Here is a 17,575-nt window from a genome sequence, read left to right on the forward strand (position 1 = left end):
TTTTTTCATTAGTTATATCGATATAAATACCTTTTCTTTTTTTCTCAAAATCTGTTAAATTCTGGATTTCTATTTTTTTATATTTCCCGTTACCTCCTATAGTGATTTTAAACTATAGAATGTTGCAAAATAATTGAGAATTCACAAAAAATCATTTTAATATAATGCTTAAAAAGCAAAATTATATTGAGCTATAATTAAATTTATAAACTTATATTTATAAACAATAAAATGAGCGAAAAGTATTAGCAAGGAAAAAGATGTATTTTTGAATGTCATTTACTTTTTGAATATTTTCATTGCTAACTTATATACTTTTACGGTTATATTCTGTTTACATTGATAAAAAATTTTTTTCATATTTATGTTTATTTTTCATCCTATATTGTTATATTGAAATTGTATTACAATAGCAATACTAACTTATGCAATTATATTAAGTGTCGCTTCATTGATTTTTGCTATTATTGTAGCCTCCCGCTCTGATTACAAAATAAAATATTATGTCAATATACATCATCACTATTATATTCACGTCGATGCTATTAACAATGTTAGTATTTAGTGTATTACTTTTAATATTATTTTTTTATTATGAGTGTTTTTTAAATAAAGTCGAATAGTAACATAATTATCAAAAATATTAATTGCTATTTTTCAGTTTTGAATGTTATTGTCGCAAATTAAAATATATAAATCAATTACTTTTTAAATTAATTATTGTAAATTTAATAAATAACAAAAATATTTAGGTACAATGCCTAAATATTTTGCTTTAATTGACTTATTTTAGAGTATTTTTTCTTTAAAACCGTGACTATTATTTGAAGATACATATTTTAGTTTTAGATTCACTAAACCGTCTTCGTCTTCAGACTTTGATAATTTCTTCTCAATTAGTTCTCTATTTTTAAAAATAATATTTGATATTGCTTTTACTAAATCGGTTTCTAAAAATAAAATAAGTGAACGAGCCCCCATCGAATCATCAATATTGTTAGCTACTAATGAATAATATTCTTCAATCGAATCATCGAATATTAATTTTATGTTTTTTTCTTTTAATAAAAATTCTTTTATTTTCTTGATTTTAGATTTTATAATGTCAAGTTTAATTTCTAATGAGATAATTTTATTAAAAGGAATTATGTTTGGTATACCAATTCTATTCAAAATCTCCGGTCTTTTTAGCTCATCTCTAAAATATTTTTTAACTTCTGAAATAAAATGCTCTTGAATTTTTTTACCGTCCTCATCTTTAGGCATTGTAGACGCACCTATATTTGAAGTAAAAATAATAAATGTTTCCGAAAAATCAACTAGTTCTCCTTTAGAAGAAGTCAATCTGCCATCTTCTAAAATCTGTAAGAATTTATCAAAAATTTTTGAATTAGCTTTTTCTATTTCATCAAATAATAAAATAGAAAACGGTTTTTGTAAAACAGCATTAGTAAGCGTCCCTCCCGCTTCATAACCTATATAACCTGGAGCAGCTCCTAAAAGTTTTTGATCAGATTCTTCATGGTTATATTCTGACATATCAAATCTAATTATTTGATTTGGGTCATTAAAAATAAATTCAGATAAGGCTTTTGCTGATTCGGTTTTGCCAACACCTGTAGGCCCTGCAAAAAATAAAATTCCTTTTGGTTTTGAATTTTTCTGAATGTCAGAGGTTTGCAAAATGCCTTGTAATCCTACCTGACTTCTAATTAGTGTGTCTTTTATTTTAATGCCAACATGAGATTGGCCTTTGACTTTATTGTCAAAATCTTCTAAGAATTTGTTCAAATTTTCAGCATTAATTTTTTCTCATTCCGATTCTTTCTTTTCAAAAAAACACAGTCTATATAGTTCTTTAAAATCTTTTATACTATCAAGTTTGTTAGAAAATACTTCAAGTTGAAATAATTCTCTAAAAGTTAGTCCATTAGTTATTGCACTTGCGTCACTAATTTCTTTTTTAGTTATTAATTTATTATCAAGTTTTTTAAATAAAGATCCTCTTATGCTAAAAAAAGATTTTCTTTCATCTAATGAAGGATTAGGAATTGTTAGAGAAGTTATTTCTTGATTATTGTTAAAAAGTATCGAATTAAATATCTGATCGTTTTTTATCAAAATTATTAATTTAAAATTTGAAGGTTTAATCTTATGCGTTATCTGGTTAATTTCATTAGTAAACATATCAATCAATGAATTTAATTTAGCAATATCTAATTGAGTGTTTTTATCACTATAAATAGATTCAGCTAAATCTAAGATAAATAAATTTTGTGATGCAATACCATCATTATTAATTTTTTCAATTATTAAGTTTTTTAATTTTGAATTAATATCTTCATTTTTACCATTATCATTACTATCAATATTTACAAAATCAAATATTTCTGATTTTTCAATACCATCAAAAGTTTCTCAAAGATCGTTTTTATTATCTTTATTTTTAAAAATTTTTATGTTACCATGAACTATTTCACTTTTCATTTCTCAATTAGAATTGTAAAGATATATATTATCAATACAAAGATTTTTATCTTGGTATAAATAGTGTAATAAATATTGATTAAAGGTTAAAAAATCTAAATTAGAAAATTCAGTAAGCAATTCTAAATATTCACTTTTTAATAGATTCTTATTTATGCTATCTAAAGAGGGTTTTTTAATTGGTAAATTCAATACTTTTGGCGATAAAAACTCAGAAGTATTCCCCTTCAAAATTACTATATTTTTGTTTAGTAACTTAAATTTTAATTGCGTTGTAATTGCTTCTTTTAAATTCATAATTAATTACCTCATCTTTTTATTTTTTCCTTTGCGCTATATTTAGGTTTAGTTGCAACAAAAGTTCTATTCATGGTATATTTAACAATATTCATATTCGAATTTTTAGTTATATATTCAAGCATCTGATTAGCCGTTTTAGAACATACATGCCTTTTATAATCGCCAATTTGATATTCAACTGTTCCATCTGGCGAAACATTAAATATCACTTGCTCTTCTAAATCATTTTCTAAAAGATAAATTACGCCAAGCTTTTCATTAACAACTTTTATTTGCTTTCCGGCTAATTTATACTTTTCTTCAGTCATTAAAAACTCAATAAATGGTTTTGCTATTTTAGCGGCTTTCAATATCGAATTATTTTTTTCTTTAAATCAAATTTTAAAATCATCAATATCTTTTTTAGTTGTAATTATTTTTATCTTATCTTCAAAATATTGTTTTAATTCGTTATTTTTAATTTTGCTTATTTTTGCATAAATATTATTCTTGAAGCTTCTTAATTCTTCAATAGAAGCTTTAGCATTCATTAGTTCATTAATTTTTAAATTAAGATTATCTTCAGTTAACTCTAAATCACTATTTATAATCAAATCTCTTGCTTCATAAGCTAATTTTCCAAATTCATATACATAATGGTTAAAATTTTTTATCGAAATTGAGTTATCAATTTTTCTGTAATCAACTGTATCAATTATATTCAATAATAATTTATTGATTTTGTCATATTCTAATTCGTATAAACTTAATCCTTTGTATGAATTTAAATCCACTTCAACTTTTTGGTTAATATTTGATTTTACATTCTTAATTTGTTTAATAGCTTCTTTTATTAAACCATTGTTTTGATATTCATTAGATAAAAGCATATTATTTAGTAGTTCAGTATTTTTATCACAAATATTTTCTAATTCTCGTTTTTCTAATTGACTTAAATTCAATGTTACGGTTGCTATATGGCTCATTATTTATTAACCTCGAATTGTTTTATATATTCACTAATTTCATCTAACTTATTATTTTCGGCTATTACTTCTTCATTACTAATTTTAAAAATATACTCAGCCGTAGTTGTGTCTTTTCTAAAAGAATGGGCATAGTTATTAGATAAATATTTGTAATATTCAGCGAGTTTTAGATCTATTTTTTCTAATGACTTTGTAAATGTTGTTTTACTATTTTTTTTAAATTTTTCAAGTCTTTGTCTGATTGATACAGCTTTAGAAATTAAGTTATTTCTAATATATTCTAAAGAGTTTTTTATTTCTTCCTCTTTTTTAAAAATATATTCATTAATGTAATCTAAACAGTCAATAGCCAATAAACCTTTATATACTTCTTTTTTCTTGAAATTTTCTAAATAATTTAATTTAACTGAAGCCTCAATGTCCGAATCAATTTGTTTATTTAAATCTTCAAAATCGCCAGAAATATGATTTTTTAAATCGTTATAAAATAGTGTTTCTTTAAATTTATTGTCTTTATATAAATCAAACATATGATGGTTATTTACATGTTTTTTAAAAATTTCTCTAAGCATATTGTTATTTCATGAAGATACAAAGTTAAAAATATCCAGATTGTCTGAATTAATATTGTATTTACTAATAATGTTTTTAAAAATAAGTTCGCCATTATTTAAAATGCTCATGAATTTATCTAAATCATCGCTAGTTTTAATAGTATTTAAAACATCTAAAAACACATTATTAGAAAATAGTTGAGTAATTTCTTTGAATCAATCTTTAGTTTTAAAATTACTTAAAAATGTTCAAATCTTTAAAATTAATTCAAAATTAGAGTTAGATTTTTCTTTAACGTCTTTTAAAAATTCGTCTAGATATTTTTCTAAAGCAGAAGCCATAATATCAGTGGGTGATATTTTTTTATCATAAATATCTTCAAGTAACTTAAGGTATTTTGATTCGGGTATTTCAGTTGGAATAAAAAAGTCTACTGCACTTTCTTCAACTTCATTATCATCAATTTTTACATCAACTATTATTTTGTTTATGTCAAATATTTTTTTATCTAATATCAAAAACTTTTCATTATTTTTTCCTTCAACAATATTATTTTGATTGAAAGATTTTTTTACCATTCATTTATTAATATCGAATTCTTTTATATCTAATTTTTCAGAGCTATCTTTAATTTGAAAATTACTCAAAAAAGTATTATTTGGGAATATAGACTCATGTAACAATTTACGATTATTCAGTTCATTAATTAAATCACTCTTTATAAAATCTTCCATAAAGTAATTTTGAGCAATATTCATTGGTCTTATATTAATAGAAATAATAGTTGATGAATTGTCAATATAAAAGGGATAATCAGATTCAAAAAATGCTACCTTAATATCATTACTATTTTCAACACTTTTTTTCAATATTAATTTTGAGTCATCTTTTTCAAAATCATATTCAAGTTCAGAAACTTTTTGTTCAATTTCTTTCGATTCATTTTTATCAAAGCCTTCAAAAGAGCAGCCATTTCAAGCCTTATCTATATTTTTAGTGTTAAAGTATTTATCATAATTCTCCGATAAAAACTTACTCTTAATATAGAAAGTGAAGTTTTTTTTCATCACTCGGTCAGTTAAACTGTAAAACTTATTCATTTCAACATATTTTTCAATTTTTTTATTTATGTCAATGTTTTTAATATCCATTTCTAATAAATCAAAATCCTCAATGTTACTTTCAGAAGAATTAAAATTTATAGTTATTATATTTTTATTATGCATATCCCTTAAAATCAATAGTCAAAATTTACGAATTAACACATCACTATTAATGTTATAAAACTCCTTAAATATGTCATTTACAGTAATATACTTATTTAATTTTTTAAATTCAATAAGCGGAATCAATATCAATTTATAATAATTTTCCATTTTTTCTATTTCACGATACGTAAATTCAACCCGTTTTTGAATAACCGGAAAATTAAGTTTAATTTTTATCTTATCATTCATTATATTCCTCTCCTATAAATTCTTCTGGGGTTACAAAAGAATCTTTGTTTTGCAAATAATGATTTATATATTTTTTCAATACAGTTAAGCCTTGGCTAGAATTTTTATAATATGAAAAATCACCGACAACAATTAAAATATTTTTTGTTCGACTAAAAGCAACGTTCAGTCTAGCTTCATCGTTTAAAAAGTTGGTATTACGTTTATTAGGAGTTTCCTCTGTTCCTTTATTTTCCGATCTCACTAAGTCAACAATAATAAATTCGCATTCTCTACCTTGAAAGTTATCAATCGTATCAATTACTATTGATCTCGTTGCAATATATTTAGTATATAAATCTGGATATTTAGATTGAATAATTCCTCTAATAACAATTGCCTGATTTCTAGTCAAAGCAATAACTCCGATTTTTGATTTTTCATTTTTAATATTTATTCCATTATTTTCTAAATCATTAATTAATTTTTGAATTATTTTAAATGTTACAATCGCATTATATTGATTCATTCTAGTGTCTAGTGTACTTTGATTAAATTTTTTAATAAATGAAATTGGTATAAAGCCATCTTCAATTAGCATATTGTGATCAAAATTATTAACAAGGTTAAATTTATTATCAAATTGTTTTATATCATTAATGTATTTTATTGGAAGAATGTAAGTATCTATCAAATTTAGCTTGCTAGTTATATTGCTATATTTTTTAAAATCGGCATTTTTGTTAAATGTTTTAAGTTCCTGATTTTTTTGTTTATATAAAACATTTATAAAATGACAAATTTCAGCCGGGAATCTATGTTGCATATCTAAAAATTCATAAGACAATGAATTGCCATTCGGCATATTCGTTAATTCTTTTATTTTTTCATTAAAATAAGGATATGCCAATGCATCATTAATTTTATTAACAATATCATTTTGCATTTTTTTATCAACATTATCTGGGCCAAGTTCTTTTTCTATCACTCAATTGTATAATTCTTCTGAAAAATCAACAGTAGGAGGTAATTGATAAGCATCACCGCATAAAATTGATTTACCTGATTGTAAACATCTATTTATTATTTCAAATAAATTTGATTTCGAAGTTTCATCCATGATTGTCAAATCAATTTTATAATCTGTTGTCAAGTCAACAAAATTGCCATTATGTTCAATTTCACTACTTGATGTAGTTGTCAAACCAAATAAGTTAACTAATTCATTATCAAATAAAACATCCACTAATTTTTCATTTCAATAGAAACCTTCATATTGGTCTTTTAAGTCATTAAGTTCAATCGCAATGTTTAACTTGCTTTTTATTTTAGATAAAACTTCAGAATTACAAAAATTATTAGTATTTTTATTCTCCACTTCTTTTATATAGTTAGATATTTTTTCCAGCGAATCTATTCCTAATTTTTTTAGTTCTTTTCCAATTTTTAAATAGTCATATTTTTCTAAAATATCAATAATTTTCCTAGAGTTTTTTTTATCAGAAACACCGCCATCTTCTGACATGAAGAAATGATCTTCTAATGACTCTTCAAATTCTTCGATTTTCTTTCCATCTACTATTATTTTTCTAATAAATAGATTTCAGATTCTCATATTATTTTCTTTAACATCTTTATCAATATCATTGCATAATTCAAGTACTTTATTATTAGTTGAGTTAGCTTGATTCAATAAATTCTCTTCGGATATTAATGCTTTTATATAACGATTAGATAAATTTTCTTTTGAATAAGGATTTATATTATTTGCCCTATTTCCACTTGACACTTTTATTGCAAAAACATTAGGATTTATTGGACTTAATTTAGCAAATCTATCAAAAACATTATCAATAGCCTCATGTGTTGAAGAGGTTAGCATAATATTCTGATTTTTATATTGATAGTAATCAATTAAAGCTGATATCACTTGAGTTTTTCCAGTTCCTGGAGGACCTTGCAATAAGAATAATGCATCAGAAAAAATTGCTTTTTTAAAGGCCAAAGCTTGTTTTTCGTTCAAATTATATTTAGAGATAAAATTATTAATATCATCAACGGCTTTGCTATTTTCATCTATTTTCACCGTTAATGGCTCAATTAATGATGCTAAAAATGAAGGTTCTTTTATATAACCTTTAAATAAATTTTTAATAGAATTATGTGATCTGGTTATTATTGTCTTTTCGCCAATATTAATAGTTGATAATTGATATCTCTTTCAATTATTATTTTTAAAATAGGGTTCTATTTCAATTGATACATCATCTTTGGTTTTAGGGTCTATTTTTATCGATTTTACTCTTTTAACAAGATAGTTTTCATTATCAATTTTGTTTATCAAATTTTGATATTCTTTTTTAAGTAATTTTTGTTTGCTTATTTCTTCATTCTTGGAATTAATTTTCTTATTTAATTCATTTTGTTTATCTATTAATTTATTTTTTTCATTTATATATTCATAAATTATTTTTTCTTTTTCTTTGATTTTACTTTTAATTTCTTCTTTTTCTTTTTCAATAGTTTTAAGACTTTGTTTTTTTATTAAATCATCAGATAATATAGGTGCTTTTTTTCTAATTGAGATTTTATATTCATCGATTAAATTTTGAATATCTCTTATTCTGCCATTATATGTTTTAATATCTTTGTTAAAGTTATCTACGTTGATACTAATTTCTTGAATTTCTTTATTTATAGCATTAATATTTTCATCAATTTTTTCCACATTTTTATCGAAGTTGTAGCTTTTTATATCTCTTTTTTGTCTATTTTTCAGCTCATTTTTATCTTCTGTTTTTTCTTCGTAAAACTTAAATGTTATTTTAAGCGAATCAAACAAACTTCCCCTTGAATGAATATCTGAAAGATTTCAGTCTTTTTTATGTCCCAAAACATTAAAATTATCTTTTTGAAATAAATATAAATAATTATTATCAAAATTAATAATATTGTCTTTTTCGTTTTGTTTTTTCTCTAAAATAATATCCTTATCTGACAAATTCAAGAAAAATGCAGCGTCAGAATTTTTCATATTGTTATAAAATTCTGAAAATAATCTAAAATATCTCTCAATATCATTCAATTTTAAAGAATCTTCATTTTTCTTAAAAATCGATTTAGTATTTTGCAAAACGCTTTTTATTATTTGTATTGATATTGATTTTGAATTATTACAAGTTGGCGAGTTACATTTGTTATCACTATCACATACAAATTGAATTCCATCAATTTTATTAAGTTTGCTATTAATTTTGCTAATTGCTAAATTATAATTGGAAATATTTATTCTTTGTAACTCGAAATTTATAATTGAGTTCTCAATATTATTCATTTCTCTAGTTATTGTTAACTTGAAAAATAGATTAATAGCGTTGCCATCAACTTCTATACCTTTAATTTTTAAATTTGACAAATCTTTAGTTTGGACTGCAACTAAAAAATTTTCATACTCTTTGTGAGTTAGCTTTTCGTCTTTCGAGATTCTAATAAGTTCGTCATATACGTCATTATCTTCTTTTAAATATACCCTAGAAAGACCACACGTATAAAAATTTAAATTTTCGCCTTCATTAAGAAATTTAAATAGTTTTTTATAATCTAATTTTTCTTTTGTATTTAATTTCTTACTTTCTAATTCTTTTTCTAATTGGTTTAAAATTGTTATTTTTTTGCCGCGAACTTCTCTTTTAGCAAAAGTTAATTGAAAATCTTGTTTTCTCAATACACCGTTAGCATTAATTAATTCTGCATGAGATATATCACATTTATTTAAAATGTTTAATATAAGTTTCATAACGCCCCTTTATATAGTTAAATTATTAGAATTCTTTAATGCTTTTTAATTGTTTAAAATCTTTATCATTAAATAAATAGATTATTGAAAACAACATTTCTATTCGATAGGAAAAAAGCCACTATATTTGTGGCAATATTATTCATTGACTTCCTTTTTTCTTAAATAGATTATAAGAGAGAGAGAGAGAATTCTAAAATTCATAGTATTTTAATTATAAATAAAAACTAGTATTCATATAAAAAAATACTAATTATAATCTAAATTTCTAAGTTTTAATATCAACCATAAAAATGAAATTATTTGTTAAAAATAAAAAATAAGCTTAACTTAATATTTAAAATATTTTATTATAGTTTTGAATAACAATTAAGGATAAATACAATCATAAAAATACTAATTAAAAACTCCTATTACTATTTTTTTTATTTTGATAATCAAGAACAAAGATATCAATAATACAAATTAAAAACATTATTAAATTAAATTAACTATATACATGTTAAAAGTTTAATTTTATTTTATATAACTTATGTTCTTAATTCTTCTGCTTGCTTTGAAATTATTTCTGTATCTTGAATATATATTTTTTCTTTGATAATATATGACTTAACAAACAATGATGTCTTATTAAAGTTATTTTTAAAGTCTTTTAATCACAAATTATAATCATTAGATGGAAAAGGAATAAAAACCGGAAATGTATAAAATTTATCAAAATTATTGAATTCACTAATAAAATGTTCAACAAAAGCTTCGGGCTTAATGATAATTTATGATTACTTGGAAAAAATAACGCCGCTAGCATGGCAATTGATTGACACCATATCCCTTATACATTTATCATAATCATTCAATACATCACTAAAAGAACCATTTTTAAAATAATATTACTTCATGCCTCTTTGAATTTTGCATCTAAAATCATGAAAGGTTTTTGCTTATTATCATTGCTAAAAAACATAATCAGGCAATGTTGTCTGTTTGAATATTCTATCTCCACTGTAATCTATAATTTTAATTTTATATTGAGAAAAAAGAGTATATTCATCAGATTTTAAAAATTCTTCTAAATAAATCTCTCATAAAGTCGGAATGTAAAACAAAATACCTTTTGCTTTATTTAAATTTACTCCATTAAAAACAGATATAGCTTCATTTCTTAAAATTTTTAAACCGTTAAATTGCAACAAAAATGAGCCACCTAACATATATAGTAAAATGTTATAGGTGGTCTTATTATGCATGAAATAGAATTAAACTATTTTCAATTAAATAGAAAACGAAAATTAGATGTTATAACAACATATTCCAATTTAACAAATAAGCGATTATCCTTAAAGGCAAAATGTTCAATATCAACCATAAAAAGATTAAAACAAAAATTAAGAAATCCTAAATTATGCAAAAAAGAGGTTAACTTAGCACATGGCAACCAATGAGGCGATAAAAAAAGATTTACAGTAATGATTTAATTATCAATTATGAAAAAATATGAAAGCAAAAAATTAATTGCTGGAACAAAAAAATAGTTCTTGTAATTCATATTTGTCTTAGCGTTTATTTTATGAAAGAATAACTAATGTAAAAATATCATATAGTCAATTAACAAAAAAACTTACACAAAGCGGATTTCTAAGTGCTTTTGCTCATAAAATACAATAAAAAGAAAAAAACTTTTGTCAAAAAATATATACCTTATAAACCAAATATTTTGTCTAAAGAAAAGATTGCAAAACCAACCATAATCTCAAAAAGAAAATTAGTAAATACGGGATACCGAAAGTAATAATTAGCGATAATAGAATAAATTTTCATAATAGCCTTGAATCTAGCGCTATTTTGTATAATGCAGTCACAAAATTAGCTACTGAATTTATAACAACATCAGTATCTAATGAAAAACCACATATAGAAAGTTTTTAGAGAATTGCACATAATAGAATTCCAATATTTTTAAAAGATAGAAATATTAAAACAAACCAAGACGCTAATAAATATAGACACGAAATTATTGCAATGCTTAATAATATAAAAACAAGAAAATCAATTATCGATTCTGAAAAAAATTAATTTAAAAAACCAAATAGCGCAATTCTTGAGGCTTATTTTGGTTTGCCAATTAAAAGACAAATTTTTAATGGAATTGTAATATCAAAAAATAAAAGTCACATCAAAAAATGATGCAACTTTTATGATCGGCGCAGATCAACAATACTATTTTCACATAAACAATAAAAGATATAAAGCTTTTGAATTAAATGAAAATGACATTCAAATGTATGAGAAAATAGCATATAGTAAAAAGCTTCCTCTTGAAATATCGGTGGTTAAAAAAATTGTGAAACATCAAGAAGCCGGATATTACTACAATCAAATGTTATCTAAAAAAACAGAAATTTTAGAATCTTTTGTTAAAACTGGTCTTATTTCACAAAGAGAAATAGATTTAATGCGATCAATTAATGAAGATTTATAAAAAAATAAGAAGAGATATAAATAAAATTGTAATTTTATAAATTATTGTATTCCTAGTAGAACTATTTTTTTATATTTTTTTATCAGAAATTATGCAAAATGTATAATTAAACAAGTTCAAAATATTAGTGGCTCATTTTTCATGCTAATTAATGACACATTTTCGATATGTCAATATCTAAAGAAATTTATTATAATTATAATACCATGAATAATGCAAAGAAAACTTTAAATGCATTTTCTTTCCCTAATCCTCTTTTAATAAGATTGAGAGAGAGAGAGAGAGCAGACTCTTAATAAATAATTTAACATTAAATTAACACCTAACTATTAGGTGTATTTTTGCGTATTTTCATGGAGAAGGCAAATATATGACACAAAACAAAATAAATATAGATAGTATAACAATTAGAAATTTATTTCAAAATGCTTCTAAAGAACATAATTTTTTAATACCTGAATATCAAAGACCATATTCATGAGGAGAAGAACAAACCGAAAAATTATTCAGTGATTTATGAGAATTTTACAAAATTATACTTAAAGAGCCAAATTCAAAAGAACAGTATTTTTTAGGTTCAATTGTTTTCTTTGAAAACGAAGATGGAAAATGAGAAATTATCGACGGACAACAACGTATAACGACCATTTTTCTACTTTTAAGAGCAATTCTTAAAAAATGTGAGAACACTAATAGTGAAAATACTAAAAATTTAGCAAAAGAAATTGAAGAATGTATTTGACATATTTCAAATGATTATAAAAAAATAATTGATAGAAATTCAATGTCCATTCAAAATGTTTCAGTAATGCAAAGTAATTTAGAAGATTTTGAGAATATCATCAAAAGTGGTGAATATAACAAAAAAAGTAAAAGTAATTATTCAAAAAACTATGCAAAATTAATAGAGTTGATTGAAGAAAAAGCAAAAAATGAAATTGAGGGGATATTTAACTTTTTTAATACCATATTAGAAAAAACCCTTATCTTAACTGTATCTTCGCAATCTCAACAATCTGCTATGACGGTTTTTGAAACTCTTAATAATAGAGGGGTTCCTCTTTCTGATGCCGATATTTTTAAAGCTAAGATATATAACCTATTAAAAGATAAAAATGAAAAAGATAAATTCATAGAACAATGAAAAGAATTAGAATCTGATTGTGTTTCAATGAATAAGACATTAAATGATATTTTTTCATACTATATGTTCTATTTAAGGGCAGAAGAAGGAGATATCGACAGTACCACACCAGGAATAAGAAAATACATATTAAAATATCTAGAACAAAATAACATTGATGATATTTTTAACAAAATGATAGAAACTATTAAAAATATTATTTCATTTCTAAAAATGGTGAATAACTTAAATGAAGAAAAAGACTTAAACTCGAAGATTAAACAACAACTAGATATTATTTTTTCTTTCTCTAATGATTTTGGTAAATACCCAGCTTTAATATATTATTTAAAAAATAAAGACAAAATTGATAATGATGATACAAGTGAATATCTTGAGTTATTAACAAAATTAAGAAATAGAATTGTCACAAGATATTTAGTAATTCCTTCAATAAACGATATTAAACACGGCATTTTGTTACTAAATAAAAGCATAATAAAAGGCCATGAGTTTGATTTTTCTAAATTAGAAAAAAAAGATTCAGATGATGTGATGGAAAAAATCAAAAGTCCAAATGTAAAAATCATAAGCATGATTATAAAAATGTTTGAATATTCACAAAACGATCAAGAAGAGATGGATATATTGCCAGCCAAATGAGAAATAGAACATATTTTACCTAAATCTCATGCACAATTCGATAAAGAAAATAAAGAATTATATGAACAAATTGGAAACATAATTCCTTTAGACAAAAGGCGTAATATTAGAGCTTCTGATGATTGATTTAAGTCTAAAAAAGAGATATATAAAAGGGCGGCAAAATTTAGATCTGCAATACAAATCTCACAACTTGAAAATGATTATTGAACAATAAATGATATCAAAAAAAGAAATGACGAATTAGTTAAAAGATTTAAAGAAATAACAAAGGATTAATATGAATGATGATATTTATAAAAGAACATTAAAAAATATAGAAAAATACATTGAAAAATAAACATAATTAATAGGAGAAATATGAATAATAAAATAAAACTTTATTTTGGTTTATCATTACCCTTTGCCATATTAGCATATATATTGTACTTGGTTTCGACTGGATATTATTATGTGGTAAAAGATGTAGATTTTTCTTTTTTATCAATGTTGATACCAAAAGTATATCCAGACGGAGCAGGAATAACAATATTACTATTTGCAATTTTGTTTAATATTGGATCATTTATCTTGGCTATTTTATTAACATTAGAATTAAAGAAAATTGATTCGATGAAGATAAAAAACAAATATATTCTCTCAAAAATATTTGTATTCACCACACCTTTTTTATCAATATTATTTCTATTGCTTATAGCTTTCTTTGGTATTTTTGTTTTTGCGATATATTTATCAGCCAAAAATCGCACCAAATTAGCCAAAGAAAATTTAAAACTGTTACAAGAAAAAATTAGATTAATAAAAGATGAATCTTTAAGAAAAAAACTAGAAGCCGATGCAGGAAAATCTTATGGGTCTAATATATTTAATGAAACAAAAATGAAGCAAGAATTAAAAGTTATCGAAAAAATAGTAGATGATGAATTAAGAAGACAAAACAATAATGTTTGATAGTATGGTCAAAAAATTACATTGGTTTAACTGGTGTAATTTTTTCATTAGAGAATTAATAAATTACGAATAATTTAAAACCATAAAGTATCATAATTTTAAGTTCTATAAATTGCTGTTAATTCTTAATCAAATCGCAACATTTTTATAGTTTAAAAATGTTTATTAAACTTATGATATTAAATTTATTTTTTAAGCTTTATTCATATTTTGATTGGTTGGTAAACAAAATTTTTTAAACCCACTTTTGCGGACAATAGAATAGAATTAAAAATCTACTTAAAGTATTCAGATAGGTTATTATCCACCTCTTTAATTTCGTTTTTAAACATTGATTTTAAGTGGTTCATTTCTTCTTTTAAACCTGATGTATTTAATTTAAATCTTTCTAAATTTCTAATCAAGTAATTAAACTTGTTCGTAAATGTCGAAACTACTGACTTATGCATTACAACTATCAAACTCAATTTATAAGCCAAATCGTCTCAAACGTCAAGATTTTTACCTAATTAAAATCCTTTGTGAGTTAAAGTTAGATAAATCATTGCTTGCTTTGTAACGATTTTCTGGAGTTTTTAAAAAATATTCACAACTTGAGTTCATACAAAATAAAACTTTTATTTTCTTTGAAAAATTAACTCTATTGCCGTTAGTATCAACTGGGGCATAATATTCGTCTGTGCCTGAATGAGTTTTGTTTTTAAAATGATAATCAACATACCAACCAGGATCGCCTTCAGTTATTTTTCTAAAATAATTTTTATCGCTATTTCTTTTTTAATTTCGGAGATATAGAATTAAAGTAATATATTAATTGGTCTTCAATTTTACTAATTTCTGTTCAATGTTTTATATTCTTTATTTTAAGAAGCATATGGGATAATTTAATTGAGCAGTTTTAAAAGGCTTTTCAACACTACTATTTATTGCATAATAAAATATTGTTTCTGGGGGGCGTGTTATTTAAAATATTTTTTAACGTTTCTTTTAGCTTCTTTTCTAGTTGCTTTATGTGAGTGCTCTATTGCATAGTTCCTTTTTTAAAAAAGTGCGTCTGTAAAGGGTTTTTAAAGACATTATTGAACCCTTTGTTCTATAATAAATTGCCATAGTAACATTTCTAGTTCTATCAGTAGGTTGATCAAAAATAAAAGAACTAAAATCTCTGATTTTTTTAATTTTAGAATCCACAAGATCATCACTAAACTTTTGTCTATTTTTATTTCCTTTATTTTTGTGCGAGACATTAAATGTCCCGCTAAAATTTATAGATTTTTTAATTTTAGAAACTGTAAAACGGCTAACTTCGTGCTTTATGGCGATTTGGTTTATTTTTATTTTTTTCATTAGTTATATCGGTATAAATATCATTTCTTTTTTTCTCAAAATCTGTCAAATTCTGGATTTCTATTTTTTTATATTTCACATTACCTCCTATAATGATTTTAAACTATAGGATGTTGCAAAATAATTGAGAATCCACATAATTAATGAAAAAAGCGCTATTTTTTTTTTTTTTTTGGTTATATAATTAAAAAAATACTAAATTGAAAGGAAAAAAATGAAAAAAAGCAATTTACTTTTTTTAGGATTTTTGCCTGTTTTGGCAACACCAGTTATAGCTCTATCATGTGCAAACCCATCTAACCCTGGTCCCAAAAAACCAGAACATATTGATGAACCAGGCCCCGACAAGCCTGGCGATCAAGGCAACCCTGAAAATAAGTCAAAAGAAAAACAACCCGATAAACATGAGACACCAGATCAAGGAAATAATACTACTCCTCAAATAGTGAATCTCCAAAAGCTCGGTGAAGGAAAGAAAGAAGATGATAATATATCAAATGATAAAAATGCCATTATAAAAAAATTTGAAGAGTTACGTACCTATTATTATGAAATGAGGCGAGAAAAACTTGAAAAGATTTGATTTTTATATTATGATTGAACAACTAGACCTGAAGGAATATATCTACTAACTAGAGAAAAAGTAATTCAAAATAACTTAGAAATTTCCTTCCTTGATATTTTGGGTCATGAAATTGATGAAAAAATTAATAGCAGATTTTCGAAACTTGAAGAAGAAAAAAATATGCATAAAGATGTTGATGAAGAACTTCTTAAAAAAATAAAAGAACTTATAACGGAATTTTCCAAAGAAAAAGGTGATAAGTTAATTGAAGAATTTTCACAAAAAGCAAGAGCCAAAGCAGAAGAAACATGAACTAAGAACCTTGCAAAGCAGGAAGAATTATATAAAAAACTAACTGAGCTCCTAGAAAAAATAGCGCATTCACAGACAAAAGAATATTGAAAGGCAAAAATCAAAGAACTTTATACAGAATTGGCACTAACAGATGAATTATTGCAACAATTAAAATAAAATCATTGAATCACAAAAAAAGTAAATTAAATAATAAAAAAGCAGCCTTGTTAATTTTAAAAAAGGTTGCTTTTAAAGTATTTAATAATTACTCATAATGGCTAAATTTCGTTAAATTGCAACAAAAATTAGCCACCTAACATATATAGTAAGTTATAGGTGGTCTTATTATGCATGAAATAGAATTAAACTATTTTCAATTAAATAGAAAACAAAAATTAGATGTTATAACTACATATTTCAATTTAACAAATAAGCGATTATCCTTAAAGGCAAAATGTTCAATATCAATCATAAAAAGATTAAAACAAAAATTAAGAAATGCTAAATTATGCAAAAAAGAAGTTAACTTAGCACATGGCAATCAATGAAGCGATAGAAAAAAGATTTACAGTAATGATTTAATTATCAATTATGAAAAAATATGAAAGCAA

At 23.6% G+C, this 17,575-nt stretch carries 14 protein-coding genes; 6 read left to right on the forward strand and 8 right to left on the reverse strand.

Annotation, left to right across the window (positions count from 1 at the left end):
• Positions 1-789: 789 nt before the first annotated feature.
• The 6 genes from ACWXVK_RS03065 to ACWXVK_RS03090 form a co-directional block, all read right to left on the reverse strand.
• Positions 790-2,784: an AAA family ATPase gene (locus ACWXVK_RS03065; protein ID WP_456017204.1), complete on the reverse strand. Its 1,995-nt coding sequence runs from the start codon at positions 2,782-2,784 to the stop codon at positions 790-792.
• Between the two features lie 2 nt (positions 2,785-2,786).
• The gene (locus ACWXVK_RS03070) at positions 2,787-3,752 is read right to left on the reverse strand and encodes a hypothetical protein (protein WP_438340602.1); all 966 of its coding nucleotides are present in this window, start codon (positions 3,750-3,752) and stop codon (positions 2,787-2,789) included.
• Positions 3,752-5,767: a hypothetical protein gene (locus tag ACWXVK_RS03075; protein WP_456017205.1), complete on the reverse strand. Its 2,016-nt coding sequence runs from the start codon at positions 5,765-5,767 to the stop codon at positions 3,752-3,754. The genes ACWXVK_RS03070 and ACWXVK_RS03075 overlap by 1 nt, the downstream gene beginning before the upstream one ends.
• A complete protein-coding gene (locus ACWXVK_RS03080; RefSeq protein ID WP_456017206.1) occupies positions 5,757-9,542 on the reverse strand; it encodes an AAA domain-containing protein in 3,786 nt (1,261 codons plus the stop codon). Before ACWXVK_RS03080 ends, ACWXVK_RS03075 begins: the two co-directional genes overlap by 11 nt.
• Positions 9,543-10,072: 530 nt before the next feature.
• Entirely contained in the window at positions 10,073-10,204 is a 132-nt protein-coding gene (locus ACWXVK_RS03085) for a hypothetical protein (protein WP_456017208.1), read from the reverse strand.
• Between the two features lie 291 nt (positions 10,205-10,495).
• Positions 10,496-10,735: a hypothetical protein gene (locus ACWXVK_RS03090; protein WP_456017209.1), complete on the reverse strand. Its 240-nt coding sequence runs from the start codon at positions 10,733-10,735 to the stop codon at positions 10,496-10,498.
• Between the two features lie 48 nt (positions 10,736-10,783).
• On the opposite strand from ACWXVK_RS03090, the gene ACWXVK_RS03095 reads away from it, so the two are divergent.
• The 4 genes from ACWXVK_RS03095 to ACWXVK_RS03110 all read left to right on the forward strand — a co-directional run bounded on the left by ACWXVK_RS03095 (position 10,784) and on the right by ACWXVK_RS03110 (position 14,761).
• On the forward strand, positions 10,784-11,017 hold the full coding sequence (locus tag ACWXVK_RS03095) for a hypothetical protein (protein WP_456017210.1): 234 nt from the start codon (positions 10,784-10,786) through the stop codon (positions 11,015-11,017).
• Between the two features lie 719 nt (positions 11,018-11,736).
• Entirely contained in the window at positions 11,737-12,021 is a 285-nt protein-coding gene (locus ACWXVK_RS03100; protein ID WP_456017211.1) for a hypothetical protein, read from the forward strand.
• Between the two features lie 370 nt (positions 12,022-12,391).
• Positions 12,392-14,086 carry a DUF262 domain-containing protein gene (locus tag ACWXVK_RS03105; RefSeq protein ID WP_456017212.1) on the forward strand — a complete coding sequence of 565 codons (1,695 nt, stop codon included), beginning with the start codon at positions 12,392-12,394 and terminating at the stop codon, positions 14,084-14,086.
• An 81-nt stretch (positions 14,087-14,167) separates the two neighbouring features.
• The gene (locus tag ACWXVK_RS03110; RefSeq protein WP_456017214.1) at positions 14,168-14,761 is read left to right on the forward strand and encodes a hypothetical protein; all 594 of its coding nucleotides are present in this window, start codon (positions 14,168-14,170) and stop codon (positions 14,759-14,761) included.
• A gap of 272 nt (positions 14,762-15,033) precedes the next feature.
• Here the strand turns inward: ACWXVK_RS03110 and ACWXVK_RS03115 are convergent, their stop codons facing one another.
• Positions 15,034-15,207: a hypothetical protein gene (locus ACWXVK_RS03115; protein WP_456017215.1), complete on the reverse strand. Its 174-nt coding sequence runs from the start codon at positions 15,205-15,207 to the stop codon at positions 15,034-15,036.
• A gap of 559 nt (positions 15,208-15,766) precedes the next feature.
• On the reverse strand, positions 15,767-16,105 hold the full coding sequence (locus ACWXVK_RS03120) for a hypothetical protein (RefSeq protein ID WP_456017216.1): 339 nt from the start codon (positions 16,103-16,105) through the stop codon (positions 15,767-15,769).
• A 214-nt stretch (positions 16,106-16,319) separates the two neighbouring features.
• On the opposite strand from ACWXVK_RS03120, the gene ACWXVK_RS03125 reads away from it, so the two are divergent.
• Both ACWXVK_RS03125 and ACWXVK_RS03130 read left to right on the forward strand, forming a co-directional pair.
• Positions 16,320-17,141: a hypothetical protein gene (locus ACWXVK_RS03125; RefSeq protein ID WP_456017217.1), complete on the forward strand. Its 822-nt coding sequence runs from the start codon at positions 16,320-16,322 to the stop codon at positions 17,139-17,141.
• A gap of 170 nt (positions 17,142-17,311) precedes the next feature.
• A partial coding sequence (locus tag ACWXVK_RS03130) for a hypothetical protein (protein ID WP_456017219.1) occupies positions 17,312-17,575 on the forward strand: 264 nt, incomplete at its 3' end.

The sequence above is a fragment of the Mycoplasma sp. 3398 genome, assembly GCF_053851555.1.